Source organism: Thalassococcus sp. (assembly GCF_982780845.1).
Window position 1 is genome coordinate 142,998 of record NZ_CEYADA010000008.1, and the last position, 14,588, is coordinate 157,585.

Here is a 14,588-nt window from a genome sequence, read left to right on the forward strand (position 1 = left end):
TGCTGAAAACGGTAGAAAGCATTAGACAGGTTTCAAGGCGCGAAATCCGGCAAAAGCTGTATCTTAAGATAGGAATAACGGGCACTTCACCCTTCAGTGGAGAGCGCGGCCTTGGCTGCAATTCCTGATAGATATTTACGCGGCAAAACAGAACGTTCTGTTTCCGGCCAAGGTGGGGATCTTGCCCGCTATCGGGGGATGACCGGCGGTTTACCCCGCCTCGCCCACGCGAAAATCGGGGGTGCCTGACCGGTTGATGACCGTATCGACATTAACCATGTCATTGCCGCGCGCACGGGCGATGGCGTCGGCCTCGCTCATGCCGTGGTCCAGCCACCGCTGGATCAGCCGCGCTTCCAGCACGTCGCGCGGAACGTCCAAAAGAACGGTCATGTCGAACAACGACGCCAGTTGATCCCACGGCTTGTCCTTCAGCAAAAGGTAGTTGCCTTCCGCCACGATGATCCGCGTTGTCGGTTCAATCCGTCCACCGTTCGGAACAGTGCGATCCATTGAGCGGTCAAAGGTCGGATAATCCACCGTGTCCTGCGTGCGCACGTCAGACAGCAGTTTGCCGAACGCCTCGGCATGAAAGGTTTCTGGCGCGCCTTTGCGCGGTAGCAGCCCCAGTTCGATCAGGTCAGCGTTGTCCATGTGAAACCCGTCCATGGGCAACACCGCAGCGATATCGCCCAACTGGTCAACAAGTGCCTCGGACAAGGTGGATTTTCCGGCACCCGGAGGCCCCGCAACCGCCACAACAAACCGCCCTTCGCCAGTGGCGCGGTCGGTGATTTCCTTGGCCAGTTGTTCAACAGAAATCGAAGTCATCGTTGTCCCGTTCGTCAAAAGGGGCAGCCCTATGGCCTGCCCCAACGCTTGTCACATGCGACGTTAACTTACACGATTTTGGCCGGGGTCAAGCCGCCAGATAGGTTTTCAAAGCGGCAGTCATCCCCTCGGCCCAGATCAGTCGCAGCCATTTGTCGAATGCTTCGGCAAAGCGCGGCTCGTTCGCAAGATCACCGTAGAACTGATCCTGCGCGATCCATTTCTCCGGATCATCCTTGGCGGCTTTTGCGGCCACTTGCAGATCGGCCCAGAAGGGGTCGTTCGGCTGGATCGTGCTGCCGTCTTCGCGCGTGCCTTCGCACATGCGGGCCCAAGCGGCCTCGGTCAACGCAAGCCCTTCAATCGGGGAGCCAGCGACCAGACCATCGCGGATGGACGGGATCACAAACCCCGGATGGCGCGAGGATCCGTCAAACGCAACACGGCGCGTGGTGTCAACGATGCGCGGATTGGCAAAACGGCTTGCGATCAGATCGACGTAAGACTCGGGCGTGCGGCCAGGTACAGGGTGCACATGCGGAACGATTTCGTTCAGCGCGACCTTATTGAAGAACGCTGCGATATCGCTGTTCGACATACAGCCGGAAATCGTCTCGATCCCCAGCACCTCGGCCGCGCCCACGATGATCTGGTGACCGCCGTTCAGAATGCGGATCTTCATCATCTCGTAGGCGTGCACATCGTCAGTAAAGACAGCACCCGCCTTATCCCAGTCGGGGCGACCGGCACAGAAGTCATCTTCGATGATCCACTGACGGAAGTTTTCGTGCGTCACAGGTGCGAGGTCTTCGATACCCAGTTCATGCGCCAGAGCGATCTCGGTCGGGCCGGTGGCGGGTACAATGCAGTCCACCATCGAGTTGGGGAAACTACAGTTCGTATCAATCCAGTCGGCCAGATCCGGATCGGACAGACGGGCCAAGGACACGACAGTCTGGCGCAGGATAGCGCCGTTGCCTTGCAGGTTGTCACAGCACAGGCCGGTGAAGGGGCCAATGCCGGTATCACGCCGGATTTTCAACGCCGCCGCCATCGCGCCAAAAGGTGTTTTGGGCTTGGTGGGATTTGCCGCATCATGCTGGATATCAGGATGGTTTGCGTCAAACGCCTTGGTCACCGGATCGATATAGTAGCCGCCTTCGGTCACAGTCATGGCCACAATCCGGATATCCGCCTGCGCCATGCGCGCGATCAAGGGCGCGTTATCGGCAGTCACCGGAACGAAATCGATCATGGCGCCTGTCACTTCGGCAGAAATGCCCGACGGGTCCAGTTCGATCAGCGTGTTCAGATAGTCCTGTTCCAGCAATTCCAGACGACGGGTTTCATCGTTCGGACGCACGCCTGCGCCCACGATGGCCCAATCCAGTGCCTGACCGTTTTGCATCAACCGGTGCAAATACCACGCCTGATGGGCGCGGTGGAAATTACCCAAACCGATGTGAACGATGCCCGCCGTCAGCGCGCTTCTGTCGTAGGTCGGAACCGCGATGTTCACAGGCAGATCAGACAGGGTTTTATTATTGAGTTTCACCATAGAGGGCTCCAGCATTCCACCGTCCATCAACTCATCCAGTTTCCGCCGTCGACCCCGAAGGTCTGTGCGACGACGTAATCTGCTTCTTCAGTGGCCAGAAAAACCGCCATTCCGGTCAGGTCTTCTGCGGTGCCCATGCGCCCGAAAGGCACGGCTTCACCGACTTCTTTCTTCTTCTGGCCCAGAAGTTTGTTTTCGTATTTTGCAAAAAAGGCATCGACCCCGTCCCAGTGTTCGCCGTCGACCACACCGGGTGCGATGGCGTTCACGTTGATGCCGTTCTTGATCAGGTTCAGACCTGCTGACTGGGTCAGGCTGATGACCGCCGCCTTGGACGCACAGTAGACGCCCACCAGCGCCTCGCCACGGCGACCGGCCTGACTGGCCATGTTGATGATCTTGCCTTTGATGCCACGGTCGATCATGTGGCGCGCACCGGCCTGCATCATGAACAACGTGCCCGATACGTTGATCGCGAACACGCGGTCGTAATCAGCGCGGTCGATTTCAACGATTGGGGCGGCGGTAAAGATCGCGGCGTTGTTGATCAGGATGTCGATCTGGCCAAAGGTTTCTGCCGCCGATGCGATCGCCTGATCAATGCTGTCCTGATCGGTCACATCCAAAAGCACGAACGCTGCCTTTTCACCCAGTTCTTTCGCCGTTTCAGCACCACGGTCCGCGTCAATATCGGCGATGACCACCTTGGCACCTTCACGAAGGTACGCTTCGGCAAAGGTACGCCCGATCCCTCGGGCCGCACCTGTGATCAGGGCCGTTTTTCCTTCCAGACGCTTCATTCGATCCGAAGCCCTTGCGCATCAAAGCGGTGAAGGTGCTGCAGGTCCGGCGTCAGCATAACTTTGGCGCCGTACTTCCACGACAGCTCGCCGCTTGCACGCACTGTCAGGGGCTTTTCGAAAGCCGGGCAATTGATGTGGAAGAACGTGTCAGAACCCAAATGTTCGGACACACCAACCGTGCCTTCCCAATCGCCGGTTTCGGTCGAAATCGCGATGTGTTCAGGGCGGATGCCGATGGTGGACGCGCCGTGCTTAGCGGCCTCGGCACCTTCCAGAAGGTTCATGGTCGGGCTGCCGATAAAGCCCGCAACGAATGTGTTGCGCGGCTTGCGGTACAGCTCCAGCGGGCTGCCAACCTGTTCGATCACGCCTGCCTGAAGAACAACGATCTTGTCCGCCATGGTCATCGCTTCGACCTGATCGTGCGTCACGTAGATCATGGTCGTTGACAGACGCTTGTGCAGTTCCGAGATTTCCAGACGCATGCCAACGCGCAGCGCCGCATCAAGGTTGGACAGCGGTTCGTCGAACAGGAAAGCCGCAGGTTCGCGGACAATCGCACGGCCAATGGCCACACGCTGACGCTGACCACCGGACAACTGCCCCGGACGACGATCAAGATAATCGGTCAGGTTCAGAACCTTGGCCGCGTCTTCGACACGACGGTTCTGTTCAGCCTGATCCAGCCCCGCCATCCGCAGCGGGAAGGCGATGTTCTTGCGCACCGACATGTGCGGGTAAAGCGCGTAGGACTGGAACACCATGGCAAGGCCACGTTTCGCAGGCGGCACTTCTGTTGCGTCCTGACCGTCGATCATGATGTGACCGCCAGAGACATCTTCAAGACCCGCAATCAAACGCAGAAGGGTGGATTTACCGCAGCCCGACGGACCGACAAAGACAACGAATTCACCGTCTTCGATTTCCAGATCCAGCGGAGAGATAACCTCGACCTCGCCAAAGCGCTTGGTCACTTGTTTAAGATGGATTTGTCCCATGTCTACGTTCCTTATTTGACCGCGCCGAAGGTCAAGCCTCGGACAAGTTGTTTCTGGCTGAACCATCCCATGATCAGGATCGGGGCGATCGCCATGACCGAAGCCGCACTGAGTTTCGCGTAGAACAAGCCTTCAGGGCTTGAATAGCTTGCAATGAATGCTGTGAGAGGGGCCGCCTTGGCCGCTGTCAGGTTGAGCGTCCAGAAGGCTTCGTTCCAGGCAAGGATCACGTTCAGAAGAAGCGTCGATGCAATGCCGGGGACGGCCATGGGCGTCAGGACATACAGAACCTCTTCGCGAAGTCCCGCACCATCCATGCGCGCCGCTTCAAGGATTTCACCCGGAATTTCCTTAAAGTAGGTGTACAGCATCCAGACGATGATCGGCAGGTTGATCAGCATCAGAACGATGACCAGACCAATGCGTGTGTCCAGCAAGCCCAGTTTGATGAAGCCGATATAGATCGGGTACAGAACACCCACCGCCGGCAGCATCTTGGTCGACAGCATCCACATCAGGATACCGCGGGTCCGTTTGGACGGCACAAAGGCCATGGACCATGCCGCAGGAACGGCCACCAGAATACCCAGAAGCGTCGAGCCGACCGCAATCGTCACCGAGTTCCAGAAGTGTTTGAAGTAATCCGATCGGTCCTGAACTGTGGCGTAGCTGTCCAATGTCCATGCCGATGTCAGCACTTCGAACGGGGCCTTGATTGCATCGCCTTCGGATTTGAAGGACAGCACAAAAATCCACAGGATCGGGAAGAAGATGATCAGTCCGACCGCCCATGCGAACAGCGTGTTGATCGTCTTGCGTTGTGTTGTGATAGCGCGTGCCATGATTTCAGTCTCCTCACGCGTCCAGATTTTTGCCGACGATGCGGATCAGGAAGGCCGCGACGATGTTGGCTAGGATGATGGCGTAGACACCGCCCGCAGATCCAAGCCCGACGTTCTGGCTTTCAAGAACACGCTGGAAGATCAGGTAAGTCAGCGTTTTGGTGCCAAAGCTGCCTGCGGTGGTCACAAAGATTTCTGCAAAGATCGACAGAAGAAAGATCGTCTGGATCAGCAGAACAACTGTGATAGCGCGCGACAGGTGCGGCAGGATGATAAAGCGGAAACGGCTGAACCAGCTGGCGCCATCCATTTCCGCGGCTTCGATCTGTTCGCTGTCCAGCGACTGGATCGCGGTCAGCAGGATCAGCGTCGCAAAGGGCAGCCACTGCCAGCTTACGATCATGATCAGCGATGGCATCGACGCCTGACTAAGCCACTGGACCGGCTCGGCCCCGAAGGCCCGCCACATATAGGCGAGAAAGCCGTTCGTCGGGTCCATGAACATGTTCTTCCAGACAAGACCGGACACTGTCGGCATGACGAAGAAAGGAGCAATTACAAGGATGCGAACAACGCCCTGTCCCCACATCGGCTGATCAAGCAGCAGCGCCAGCAGGACACCTAGGAAGATTGTGATGACCAGAACGCCACCGACGATGATCAGGGTTGTTGCAACCGCCGGCCAGAACGAACTGGACGACACAAAGCGCGTGTAGTTTTCGAATCCCACCCATCCAAGGTCACCACCGCGCAGCGGCAGGTATTTCTTGAACGAGAAATAAAGGGTCATTGTCAGCGGCACGAGCATCCAACCGAGAAGTAGGATCACCGCCGGGGCCATCATTATTCTGGCTGCGGACTGTGAATGCTGGGTTGCCATAGGCACACCTCCGTTGTTGACGGGATTACCGTCTCAGATGCGGATGCAACTGTACAAGATTTTAGGTAGAGAAAAGTTGGGGGGCAGACTTGCCGCCCCCCAGTCCCGTAGGGAGGGAGAATTAACGGTAGCCTGCGGCTTCCATTGCGTCGTTTGTCAGAGCTTGTGCCTTTTCCAGCGCTTCGTCGATCGACTGCTGACCAGCGTAGACTGCCGAGAATTCCTGGCTCACTTCAGTCGCGATACCTGCGAATTCCGGAATAGCTGCGAACTGAACACCAACGTAGGGCGACGGCTCTACTGTGGAGTTGTTCGGGTCAGCCGACAGGATCGAGTCCAGCGTCATCTGTGCGAACGGAACTTCCATGTAGTTCGGGTTTTCGTACAGCGATGTACGTGCACCCGGAGGTACGTTTGCCCAACCTTCTTTGGAGGCAACCAGTTCAATGTAGTCAGTGGATGTTGCCCACTCGATGAACTCTTTCGCTGCGCCTTCTTTCTGTGTGCCTGCCGGGATCGCAAGAGCCCATGCCCACAGCCAGTTCGAACGCTTGCCCAGACCGTTGTCAGGCGCCAGAGCGAAGCCAACGCTGTCTGCAACAGTCGAGTCGTTCGGGTTTGTCACGAAAGATGCCGCAACTGTCGCGTCGATCCACATGCCGCACTTGCCCTGCTGGAACAGCGACAGGTTTTCGTTGAAGCCGTTGGTCGCATAGCCTGCGGGGCCGGATTCGTTCATCATGCCGACGTAGAATTCCAGCGTGTCTTTCCACGGCTGCGTGTCGAACTGTGCGTTCCAGTCCATGTCGAACCAGCGTGCGCCGAACGAGTTGGACATCGCTGTGATGAACGCGCCGCCTTCACCCCAACCGGCTTTGCCGCGCAGGCAGATGCCGTTGATGTCGTTGTCGCGGTCTGTCATCGCCGCTGCTGCTTCGCGGACGAAGGACCATGTCGGTGCTTCCGGCATTTCCAGACCGGCTTTTTCCATCAGGTCTGTGCGGTACATGATCATCGAGCTTTCGCCGTAGAACGGTGCCGCATAAAGCGTGCCGTCGTGGCTCAGGCCGCCTGCCATTGCGGGCAGGATGTCATCGACGTTGTATTCCTCGGACAGATCGTCCAGCGGGACCAGCCAGCCGTTCGCACCCCAGATCGGCGTTTCGTACATGCCGATTGTCATGATGTCGAACGCACCGCCCTTGGTGGTAATGTCTGTTGTAACACGCTGACGCAGAACGTTTTCTTCCAGTGTCACCCACTCAACCGTGTGGCCGGTTTTGGATGTGAAGTCATCGGTCAGACCCTGCATACGGATCATGTCGCCGTTGTTCACTGTCGCGATTACGATGTTTTCCGCGTAGGCGGCGGAACCTGCGATCAAAGATACCGCAGTGGCCGTACGAAGTACGCTACGAAGTTTCATTCTCTTCCTCCCTAGAATGAAGTTGCCCACCCAAGATAGAGCCACGACTTTCTTCACGTCAATATTATTTTTAACGCGCGTAAAGAAAAAAAATAAACCGCGAAAAAATATGAACTTACGCAGACGCGCGCATGATCAACTCCCCATCCAGCAATGTTGTCGGGCGCTCTTCCAAACGCTGCTCCGATTCGATCATCGACATGACGATCTCGACGCTGCGCGTCGCGATCAGGTCGTAGTTGTGTGAAATGGTTGTTAGCGTCGGACATGTGTAGCGCGAGAACGGGTGGTTATCGTGCCCCGCAACCCGCAGCGAACAACCTTCAGCGTGACCTACTTTAACACCTAGTTCGTACGCCGCAGAAAGAAAGCCAATGGCCAGACGGTCGTTCGAACAGAAGACAGTGTTGGTGCTCAACTCTTTGTTCGTAATCGCGCGTTTGGCTGTTTCGTACCCGATTTCTTCCAGGTTCCAGCCCTCGCCTTCAGCCTGGATCAGTTGCGGCGTGTGACCCAGCCGCTCCATCGCAGCAAGATAGGCATTGCGGCGCTTGATGGCGTTCGGGTTCGGCGGTGTGCGCATCTCGAAAAACACCGGCGGTTCGCCCGTCCGGGTCAGGTATTCGATCATCACGTCGGTCGCCTGAACATTGTTGTGGCCGATGAACGCCTCACCTGCCCCTTCGATGTTCGAGTCAAAGTTCACAGTCGGAACGTTGTCACAGAAATCCATGATCGCCTGTCGGTCGGACGTCCGTCCCAAAGGCGCCAGCAAAACAGCCGCAGGCTTGATCTGACGCAGCGCTTCTAGGTTCGACACCTCGAGGTTCGTATCACCGTGCGAGCTTAGCAAAATCGGGCGAAAGCCTTCGGCGATGACCAGAGTTTCGATCCGGCGCGCGATTTCCGCAAAGAACGGGTCCGCAAGGTAAGGCACTATGATACCGATGTTTTTCGTGAGCTTGCGGTTCTGGTTCACCGCGAAAATGTTCGGTCGGTAGTCATGATGTTCAAGCGCCGCTTCGATCTTCGTGCGGATCGAAGCCCGAACGCTTTCGGGATCGTTGAAGTATTTCGAAACCGTGGGGCGGGACACACCGCTAAGCGCTGCAAATTCTTCCATATTACGGATTTTGGAGTCGCTCATCGGGTCGCGCCTTTTAAAATTTTCGCTATTTTTACATAATATTTCCGCGCGCAAACAATCAATGATTTCCTGAAAATTCACTGATGGAAGGGGTCAAGTCATATGCCATAGCGCGCCCTGATCCACTGGAAAAACGCGACGCCTCATGTGGCTACGCGGCGAACTTCCGGAATCGATCTGCCTGTCTTCACGCATTTACAGATCAGGACTGCGCGACCATTACCAAACTGCAAACCACAAACGGCACCAACCCCGCAGGGCATTGGTATAGCTAGAAAATTTAGGATTAAGTGGCTGGGGTGGTAGGATTCGAACCTACGGTACACGGTACCAAAAACCGCTGCCTTACCGCTTGGCTACACCCCAACTGGCGGGCTACTTACGACGAGCCTGACTTGGGTTCAAGTGCCGAGTTCAAAAAACTTTCGAAAATTGAGCAAGTTCTTTTCTCGCGTCTTCCCGCCTCTCGGATCACAGTTGCAATGCGGCCAAATTCTTATGCGTCAAGTTGCGAACACTGCCTGCCCCCGCCCCGCGTTCTTGGCGGCATAAAGCGCCGCATCTGCCATCTCGCTGAGGCTTTCCATAGACGATAGCTCGCCTCCTTGATGGGAAACGATCCCGATGCTGGACGATATCTTTGCCGAGAGATCGCCAAAGGGAATCGGGACCTCGATTTCATCAATCATTTTCCGCGCCAGACGGCCCAGCGCGTCCTGACGGATCATGCCGGGGCAGACGATCACGAATTCGTCGCCGCCGATCCTCGCGACAGTATCATTCCGTCTGACATTGGACACGAGGATCTTGGCAACCGCCTGCAAAACCGCATCGCCTGCCGCGTGCCCGTGTGTGTCGTTCACCGCTTTGAAGTAATCGAGATCAAGATAGATCAGCGCAAATTCCTGATCCCGCAGTCGCTCTAACACCACATCCAAAGCGCGGCGGTTTTTCAGCCCCGTCAGGGTGTCGGTAAAAGCCTGCTCTTCTGCAGCGATCCGTGCTGCTTGCAAGCGCTGGTTCAGTTGGCGTGATGCACTCATCGCGGCGGATTTCGCCTCGATCACGAAAAGCATTTCAACGGTCAGATCGGTGGGGGAAAAATCTGTACTGACAAGGCGATGCTCGGTCACCGATTGAGCGACGGCAAAACCAAAAGACGTATCCAAAATGTATATATTTTTATCGCCTCGCGCCAGAACGCCCGTCAGTCGTGTTTCAACCGCGCCCTTAGCCTCCAGACGCAATTTCCGCCCGAGAACTTTGGGCAAATCCGCAGCGCCCGAAATCCCCTTGGGTCGACTGAACGCCACGACATCAAACACAGATTGCCCAACGACCGATGTATCCCCGAAAACCTTGGTCAGGGTCGGACCGACGTGAAGGATGATCCCCTGATCATCAAGCACCGCATGCATCGGAAGAAGCTGATCTAGCGCGCCGCAACAGTCCCTGTTCATGTCGCCCGCCTTTCAATTACGCCTAGTTCAAAATTGTTGCCGGATGCATAGGCCGCTTCGATCAGTTGAACCGACACCAGAGAGTGACCTTCTGTCTGATCCTGCACATCCATCAGAACCAATGCGCCGTAGTCATCGGCCATGGCCCGTAGCAGACCCAACAGAACATGTGCGGCGTCACTGGCGAAATCGTGGACACAGTGCAGTTCGTAAAGACCAAGAGATTTCTCCTCGACTGCGAGCTCGGGCAGGATCAGATCCGGCACAGCAAGCCGCGCGCGGTCTGGCAGATCGTCGAAGGCATTCAGAAAATCCAGAAAATCGACCCCTGAAAACCGCAGCAAGCGCCGCGGCACACCGCAGTTGGGATGTGACACCAGATATGTGCCCAAATCCTCAAGCAAGCTGTCTTTGGGTTTGCCCAGATAATCAGCCGCCGCATTCAGCACGTCACTTGTGACTTGAGCAGGATAGCTCAGCATAGCTTCGAAATTCTGTATGTCTGCCTTGGCGTTTCTGGCAATCGCCGCCCAAGCCGCAGGTCCATAGGTATCCAGCAAAAAATGCTGGAGCGTTTTATTAATCAGCCCATGCATGTCGAATCCTCTTTGGATCAGAATGCACGGCACCGCTTAACAGAGGCCAAACAGTTAAAAATGTGCCTATTCGTTCGGGCCGGACCGCAACCAATCTGGCAAATGACCGATGTGGTCCAGAATGACATCGGCCAGATCAGACAGCTCATCCGTTCCTGCCACACCAGTTAGAACGCCAACAGACACCATTCCAGCCGCCCGCGCCGCAATAAGATCATGACGGCTGTCACCGATCATGGCTGTTTGTTCAGGGGCGCATCCGATCTGCTGCGCAAAGGCCAGCAAAGGATCGGGATCGGGTTTGGCACCATATCCGCTGTCGTATCCGGCTACGAAATCGAACATCTCGTGGACACCAGCGGCCTTGAGATGGGCCAAGGCGCCCGCTTCGCTGTCATTGGTCATGACGCCGGTGGCAATGCCCATGTCCTGCAACTGCCCCAGCAATTCAGGCAACGGCGCAGCAGGCACCAACGGCGCGACCGCCACCAGTTCGTCGAGGTGGCGGATCAGGGTGTCAAACGTCCACTCGGGCAGATGCCTGAGCAGGATCGACGTCGCTTCGGCCTGTGTGCCTGCGATGATGGGGCTGTCGGGCAGCATCTTGCGCGTGTCCAGATCAAACCGCGCGTCGTGGGCCATGGCTTTCAGGACATCGTCACGTCCCTTCGCAAGATCGACCAACACCTGATGGGTCCAGACATCCCATGTTGCCCTGAAGTCGAACAGCGTGCCGTCCTTGTCGAACAGAACCGCCTTGATCCGTGTAGGGTCACTCATGTCCAGTGGACCTGCTCTCCGCCCGGCAGCATCGCCCGCGCTTGGACCGGCACGTCATACGCAAGGCCGACATCGTCACAAAACGACACGACCCAGCGGTCATCCATTAACAGAAACTCAAGCACAGACCCCTGAAAGGCCGCGTCCGTCAGACCTGCGCGGAAGTCGGCTTCGCTTGCGCCGGTCGAGCCCAAAAACACAGGCAAAAGTTCATCATTCCCGGCCAGCCATCCCATAGCCTGAACGCCGATTGTTTCCGCTGCTTCACGAGACACAGACATATTTCATCAATTCCGAAAGGGTTTCTTAACCTAAGTCACTAAAGACTGACTCAATCGCCCTGTGCAACCATCAGGGCCCAAGTCTGCTAAAGGAGTTGCGCCATGTCCGGGCGTATCCTGATTATCGATAGCCTCGCCGTGAACCGTATTATCCTGCGGGTCAAACTGTCTGCGGCGTTTTACGAGGTATTCCAGGCGGAAAACGCCAGACAGGCCAAGCGCGTTCTGCAGAACGAGCAAATCGATCTGATCATCGCGTCGGATGGTCTGACAGATGTGGACTTTGAAGGTCTACAAAACACCCTGCGCCAGGGCGTGAAACAACGCCTTATGCCGCCGGTCGTTCTGATCCAGAAGGAAAACGATCAGGCCAGCCGGACCAAAGCGTTGAAAAAGGGCGCGCAGGCGGTTCTGCCGCGACCTGTCGACGAATTGCTGTTGCTGGCGCACATCCGGTCTTTGCTGCGCAATCGCGATGTCGAACTGGATTTGGGGCTTAAGGCCGAAACGGCGCAGGATTTGGGATTTGAGGAACCCAAAGTGCAATTCGATCACCGCCAAGCGATCGCAGTGATGCGTGACAAGAACCAGTCGGATCTGAAAAAGAGCTTTGCTGCCTTAGATGGCGAAACCCAGTTTTTCCGATCAGACATGCTGCTTCGGAAAGCCGCGAAAACCACCGATCTTTTTGTTCTGTTCGAAGATGCGGATCAACCCGGATTGGGCCTGTCTTTGATGGCAGAACTTCGGTCGCGCACGGAAACGCGGCACGCGGCAATCCTGTATATTGCTACGGAAACCCAACGGAATGCCGCCATCCACGCGCTTGATCTCGGGGCGAATGACGTCATGATCGGCTTGACCGATATGGCCGAGATGACGGTCCGGATTAACGCGCTTTTGGAACGCAAGGCGTTGCACGATTGCCTGCGCACCAAGGTCCAGACCGATCTGAAGGCTGCGATCGTCGACCCCCTGACAGGCCTATACAACCGGCGCTATGCCCTTCCGTTGATGAACCGCCTTCTAAAGGCGGCCACAGCCGCGAAAATGCCGCTGAGCGCGATGATTGTGGATGTGGATTTCTTCAAGAAGATCAACGACCGGTTCGGCCATGCCAACGGGGATCGCGCCTTGATCGAAGTCGCCAAACGCCTGCGTGAACACCTGTCGCCACAGGATGTGATCGCGCGGATTGGCGGAGAAGAGTTTCTTGTGATCCTACCGAAAACCAACATGAAACGCGCGATCAGGTCGGCCGAACGTCTGCGCGCAGGCATGAACAGCGGCCCGATCCAACTGTCCGAGGCATCCGCCTATGTCAGCATCAGCATCGGTGTCACAACCAGTCTGAATGCCTATGGCGCAACCGCCACCACGGTTCTGGAAGAAGCGGACAACGCCCTTTATGCGGCCAAATCAACAGGCCGCAACAAGGTCGTTCATGCCAAGGCTCAGGGTTTGGGACCGTACCGGTCGCCCTTTTTGCCGCGCGAGCGGAATTCGGAAACTTCCTCTGCCAGCCGGTCGGCATAAGCCGCGCGCTCGGCAGGGGTTTTGGTACCCAAGTACTCGACCATCATCTGGCGACCACGTTCCTGCAGCGATTTCGAACGCTGATGTTGACGATCAAGTACGCTGGTCAGTTCGGCCTGATTGAATTCCGGCTGCTTCAGCAGATCGACAACGTCCTGATAGTCCTGCAACGCCAGTTCACGCATTTCGGGCGACGGTTTGCTGTTTTTGAAAAACTCGCGCCCCAAAGCACGGCGGTCTTCTTGCGAAAAGGCGCGCAGATACAGGAACGGACCATCCGGCGGGGGGCGCCGGCTGAATTCACGCAGACCGGAGTTGGCAAAAAAGAACGTCGCCATCGCGCCCACGATCAGAAGGTTCAATGCCAGCGAAAAAATCAGCAGAGCCCGCGTCCACGGGAACCGTTTCGGCTTGTCCTGTTGTACATCAGACATCTTTTACCCTTCCAACATCGCCAGTTCGAACCCGGTGACCGGATCAAACAAATAGTCTGAAACAACCGCCCCGTCCTGCCCCATGACCTGCGCCATCGTATCACTGATGGCCGCGGGCGGGTTCAAACCGATCCAGACACCCGTCAACGTCGCAGCGCTTAGTCCGGCCAAGGCAGGCCAGCCCCCAACCGCGCCCATAATCTGGCTCCAGACAGACTTTGGCGCGCTGGCAGCAGCGATCTGTGCACGACGATCCGTTTCCGCCTGCGCGTCCGCAATCATGCGCGCCATCAGCCCGTCCGGCACCACCGGCGCGGATTTCTTGGCGTCGTCAAAAAACGCTTCCAGAAAGTCGTCATTCTCCGGCGTGGTCATAGCCCAACTCCTCGCGCTTGCGGGACAAAAGCGCCGTCAAAGCGCGCTTTCCCCGTGCGGTTAAACTTTCGACTGCTCGCGGTGTGATGTCCATGATCTGGCCGATCTCGGGGTTCGAAAGCCCGTCGATGTGGCGCAGAACAACCGCCTGTTTTTGTCTGTCCGGCAACTTGTCCAACGCATCTTGCAACGCCTCGTGCCGTTCTTTTTGCTCCATCGTCTCGACGACCGAAGCACTGTCGTCCGCCATTTCCGGCAGATCGTCAAAATTCGTCGTGCGCCGTTTGCGGATGCGGTCGATGCACATATTGGCGGTCACTCGATACAGCCACGTACTGACCTGTGCCTCGCCACTGCGCCAGTCCGGTGCGATCCGCCAAAGCTTAAGCATCGCATCCTGCGCCACATCCTCGGCCTCGGCCCGATCGCCCAAAAGCCGCATGGCATGGGCAAACACCCGACCCGCATGCCGCAGGGTCAAGGCTTGGGCCGCCGCCTGATTGCCCGAAGCATAGGCGGCAAGAAGATCTTCGTCGCTTTGATCTGTCATAAGGTCCAGCGGCACTTATTAACCTTTACGCCTATCCTGATCTGCAAAGGCGGGCAACGTCGGGCGGAGGGGTGAGGTTTCCGCCCGACAT

16 protein-coding genes and 1 tRNA gene are annotated in these 14,588 nt (G+C 56.8%); 1 reads left to right on the forward strand and 16 read right to left on the reverse strand.

Annotated elements, in window-relative coordinates:
* Window positions 1–210: 210 nt before the first annotated feature.
* From AC4FIA_RS11080 to AC4FIA_RS11140, 13 genes are all read right to left on the reverse strand, one after another.
* A complete protein-coding gene (locus tag AC4FIA_RS11080) occupies window positions 211–831 on the reverse strand; it encodes a nucleoside/nucleotide kinase family protein (RefSeq protein WP_490365889.1) in 621 nt (206 codons plus the stop codon).
* A gap of 88 nt (window positions 832–919) precedes the next feature.
* On the reverse strand, window positions 920–2,404 hold the full coding sequence (locus tag AC4FIA_RS11085; protein WP_490365890.1) for a mannitol dehydrogenase family protein: 1,485 nt from the start codon (window positions 2,402–2,404) through the stop codon (window positions 920–922).
* 11 nt (window positions 2,405–2,415) lie between these two features.
* A complete protein-coding gene (locus tag AC4FIA_RS11090; protein WP_490365891.1) occupies window positions 2,416–3,189 on the reverse strand; it encodes an L-iditol 2-dehydrogenase in 774 nt (257 codons plus the stop codon).
* Window positions 3,186–4,190 carry an ABC transporter ATP-binding protein gene (locus AC4FIA_RS11095; protein WP_490365892.1) on the reverse strand — a complete coding sequence of 335 codons (1,005 nt, stop codon included), beginning with the start codon at window positions 4,188–4,190 and terminating at the stop codon, window positions 3,186–3,188. The genes AC4FIA_RS11090 and AC4FIA_RS11095 overlap by 4 nt, the downstream gene beginning before the upstream one ends.
* A gap of 11 nt (window positions 4,191–4,201) precedes the next feature.
* Entirely contained in the window at window positions 4,202–5,032 is an 831-nt protein-coding gene (locus AC4FIA_RS11100) for a carbohydrate ABC transporter permease (protein ID WP_287475379.1), read from the reverse strand.
* A 13-nt stretch (window positions 5,033–5,045) separates the two neighbouring features.
* Complete coding sequence (locus AC4FIA_RS11105) at window positions 5,046–5,912, reverse strand: carbohydrate ABC transporter permease (protein ID WP_103908871.1); 867 nt, start codon at window positions 5,910–5,912, stop codon at window positions 5,046–5,048.
* 121 nt (window positions 5,913–6,033) lie between these two features.
* Window positions 6,034–7,338, reverse strand: coding sequence for an ABC transporter substrate-binding protein (locus tag AC4FIA_RS11110; protein WP_103908872.1), 1,305 nt, complete (start codon window positions 7,336–7,338; stop codon window positions 6,034–6,036).
* A 115-nt stretch (window positions 7,339–7,453) separates the two neighbouring features.
* The gene (locus AC4FIA_RS11115; RefSeq protein ID WP_490365893.1) at window positions 7,454–8,485 is read right to left on the reverse strand and encodes a LacI family DNA-binding transcriptional regulator; all 1,032 of its coding nucleotides are present in this window, start codon (window positions 8,483–8,485) and stop codon (window positions 7,454–7,456) included.
* A gap of 291 nt (window positions 8,486–8,776) precedes the next feature.
* Window positions 8,777–8,851 (reverse strand) — tRNA-Gln (locus AC4FIA_RS11120).
* A gap of 137 nt (window positions 8,852–8,988) precedes the next feature.
* Window positions 8,989–9,945 carry a GGDEF domain-containing protein gene (locus AC4FIA_RS11125; RefSeq protein ID WP_490365894.1) on the reverse strand — a complete coding sequence of 319 codons (957 nt, stop codon included), beginning with the start codon at window positions 9,943–9,945 and terminating at the stop codon, window positions 8,989–8,991.
* Window positions 9,942–10,541: a heme NO-binding domain-containing protein gene (locus tag AC4FIA_RS11130; protein ID WP_490365895.1), complete on the reverse strand. Its 600-nt coding sequence runs from the start codon at window positions 10,539–10,541 to the stop codon at window positions 9,942–9,944. Before AC4FIA_RS11130 ends, AC4FIA_RS11125 begins: the two co-directional genes overlap by 4 nt.
* Window positions 10,542–10,607: 66 nt before the next feature.
* Window positions 10,608–11,321, reverse strand: a complete 714-nt coding sequence (locus AC4FIA_RS11135) for an HAD family hydrolase (RefSeq protein ID WP_490365896.1) — start codon at window positions 11,319–11,321, stop codon at window positions 10,608–10,610.
* Complete coding sequence (locus tag AC4FIA_RS11140) at window positions 11,318–11,602, reverse strand: DUF3572 domain-containing protein (RefSeq protein ID WP_287475370.1); 285 nt, start codon at window positions 11,600–11,602, stop codon at window positions 11,318–11,320. The genes AC4FIA_RS11135 and AC4FIA_RS11140 overlap by 4 nt, the downstream gene beginning before the upstream one ends.
* Before the next feature lie 102 nt (window positions 11,603–11,704).
* On the opposite strand from AC4FIA_RS11140, the gene AC4FIA_RS11145 reads away from it, so the two are divergent.
* Complete coding sequence (locus tag AC4FIA_RS11145; RefSeq protein ID WP_490365897.1) at window positions 11,705–13,138, forward strand: diguanylate cyclase; 1,434 nt, start codon at window positions 11,705–11,707, stop codon at window positions 13,136–13,138.
* Here AC4FIA_RS11145 and AC4FIA_RS11150 read toward each other — a convergent pair.
* From AC4FIA_RS11150 to AC4FIA_RS11160, 3 genes are read right to left on the reverse strand one after another with little or no spacing between them, the layout of a single operon-like run.
* Complete coding sequence (locus tag AC4FIA_RS11150; protein WP_490365898.1) at window positions 13,057–13,572, reverse strand: periplasmic heavy metal sensor; 516 nt, start codon at window positions 13,570–13,572, stop codon at window positions 13,057–13,059. The two genes, AC4FIA_RS11145 and AC4FIA_RS11150, sit on opposite strands and share 82 nt — an antisense overlap.
* 3 nt (window positions 13,573–13,575) lie before the next feature.
* Window positions 13,576–13,947 (reverse strand): hypothetical protein, encoded by a 372-nt coding sequence (locus AC4FIA_RS11155; protein ID WP_490365899.1) that lies wholly within the window; start codon window positions 13,945–13,947, stop codon window positions 13,576–13,578.
* A complete protein-coding gene (locus AC4FIA_RS11160; protein WP_490365922.1) occupies window positions 13,928–14,497 on the reverse strand; it encodes an RNA polymerase sigma factor in 570 nt (189 codons plus the stop codon). Before AC4FIA_RS11160 ends, AC4FIA_RS11155 begins: the two co-directional genes overlap by 20 nt.
* Window positions 14,498–14,588: the final 91 nt, after the last annotated feature.

Coding starts and splice junctions, on each gene's coding strand:
- AC4FIA_RS11080 (WP_490365889.1), bottom strand. CDS start 831: ATGACTTCGATTTCTGTTGAACAACTGGCCAAGGAAATCACCGACCGC.
- AC4FIA_RS11085 (WP_490365890.1), bottom strand. CDS start 2,404: ATGCTGGAGCCCTCTATGGTGAAACTCAATAATAAAACCCTGTCTGAT.
- AC4FIA_RS11090 (WP_490365891.1), bottom strand. CDS start 3,189: ATGAAGCGTCTGGAAGGAAAAACGGCCCTGATCACAGGTGCGGCCCGA.
- AC4FIA_RS11095 (WP_490365892.1), bottom strand. CDS start 4,190: ATGGGACAAATCCATCTTAAACAAGTGACCAAGCGCTTTGGCGAGGTC.
- AC4FIA_RS11100 (WP_287475379.1), bottom strand. CDS start 5,032: ATGGCACGCGCTATCACAACACAACGCAAGACGATCAACACGCTGTTC.
- AC4FIA_RS11105 (WP_103908871.1), bottom strand. CDS start 5,912: ATGGCAACCCAGCATTCACAGTCCGCAGCCAGAATAATGATGGCCCCG.
- AC4FIA_RS11110 (WP_103908872.1), bottom strand. CDS start 7,338: ATGAAACTTCGTAGCGTACTTCGTACGGCCACTGCGGTATCTTTGATC.
- AC4FIA_RS11115 (WP_490365893.1), bottom strand. CDS start 8,485: ATGAGCGACTCCAAAATCCGTAATATGGAAGAATTTGCAGCGCTTAGC.
- AC4FIA_RS11125 (WP_490365894.1), bottom strand. CDS start 9,945: ATGAACAGGGACTGTTGCGGCGCGCTAGATCAGCTTCTTCCGATGCAT.
- AC4FIA_RS11130 (WP_490365895.1), bottom strand. CDS start 10,541: ATGCATGGGCTGATTAATAAAACGCTCCAGCATTTTTTGCTGGATACC.
- AC4FIA_RS11135 (WP_490365896.1), bottom strand. CDS start 11,321: ATGAGTGACCCTACACGGATCAAGGCGGTTCTGTTCGACAAGGACGGC.
- AC4FIA_RS11140 (WP_287475370.1), bottom strand. CDS start 11,602: ATGTCTGTGTCTCGTGAAGCAGCGGAAACAATCGGCGTTCAGGCTATG.
- AC4FIA_RS11145 (WP_490365897.1), top strand. CDS start 11,705: ATGTCCGGGCGTATCCTGATTATCGATAGCCTCGCCGTGAACCGTATT.
- AC4FIA_RS11150 (WP_490365898.1), bottom strand. CDS start 13,572: ATGTCTGATGTACAACAGGACAAGCCGAAACGGTTCCCGTGGACGCGG.
- AC4FIA_RS11155 (WP_490365899.1), bottom strand. CDS start 13,947: ATGACCACGCCGGAGAATGACGACTTTCTGGAAGCGTTTTTTGACGAC.
- AC4FIA_RS11160 (WP_490365922.1), bottom strand. CDS start 14,497: ATGACAGATCAAAGCGACGAAGATCTTCTTGCCGCCTATGCTTCGGGC.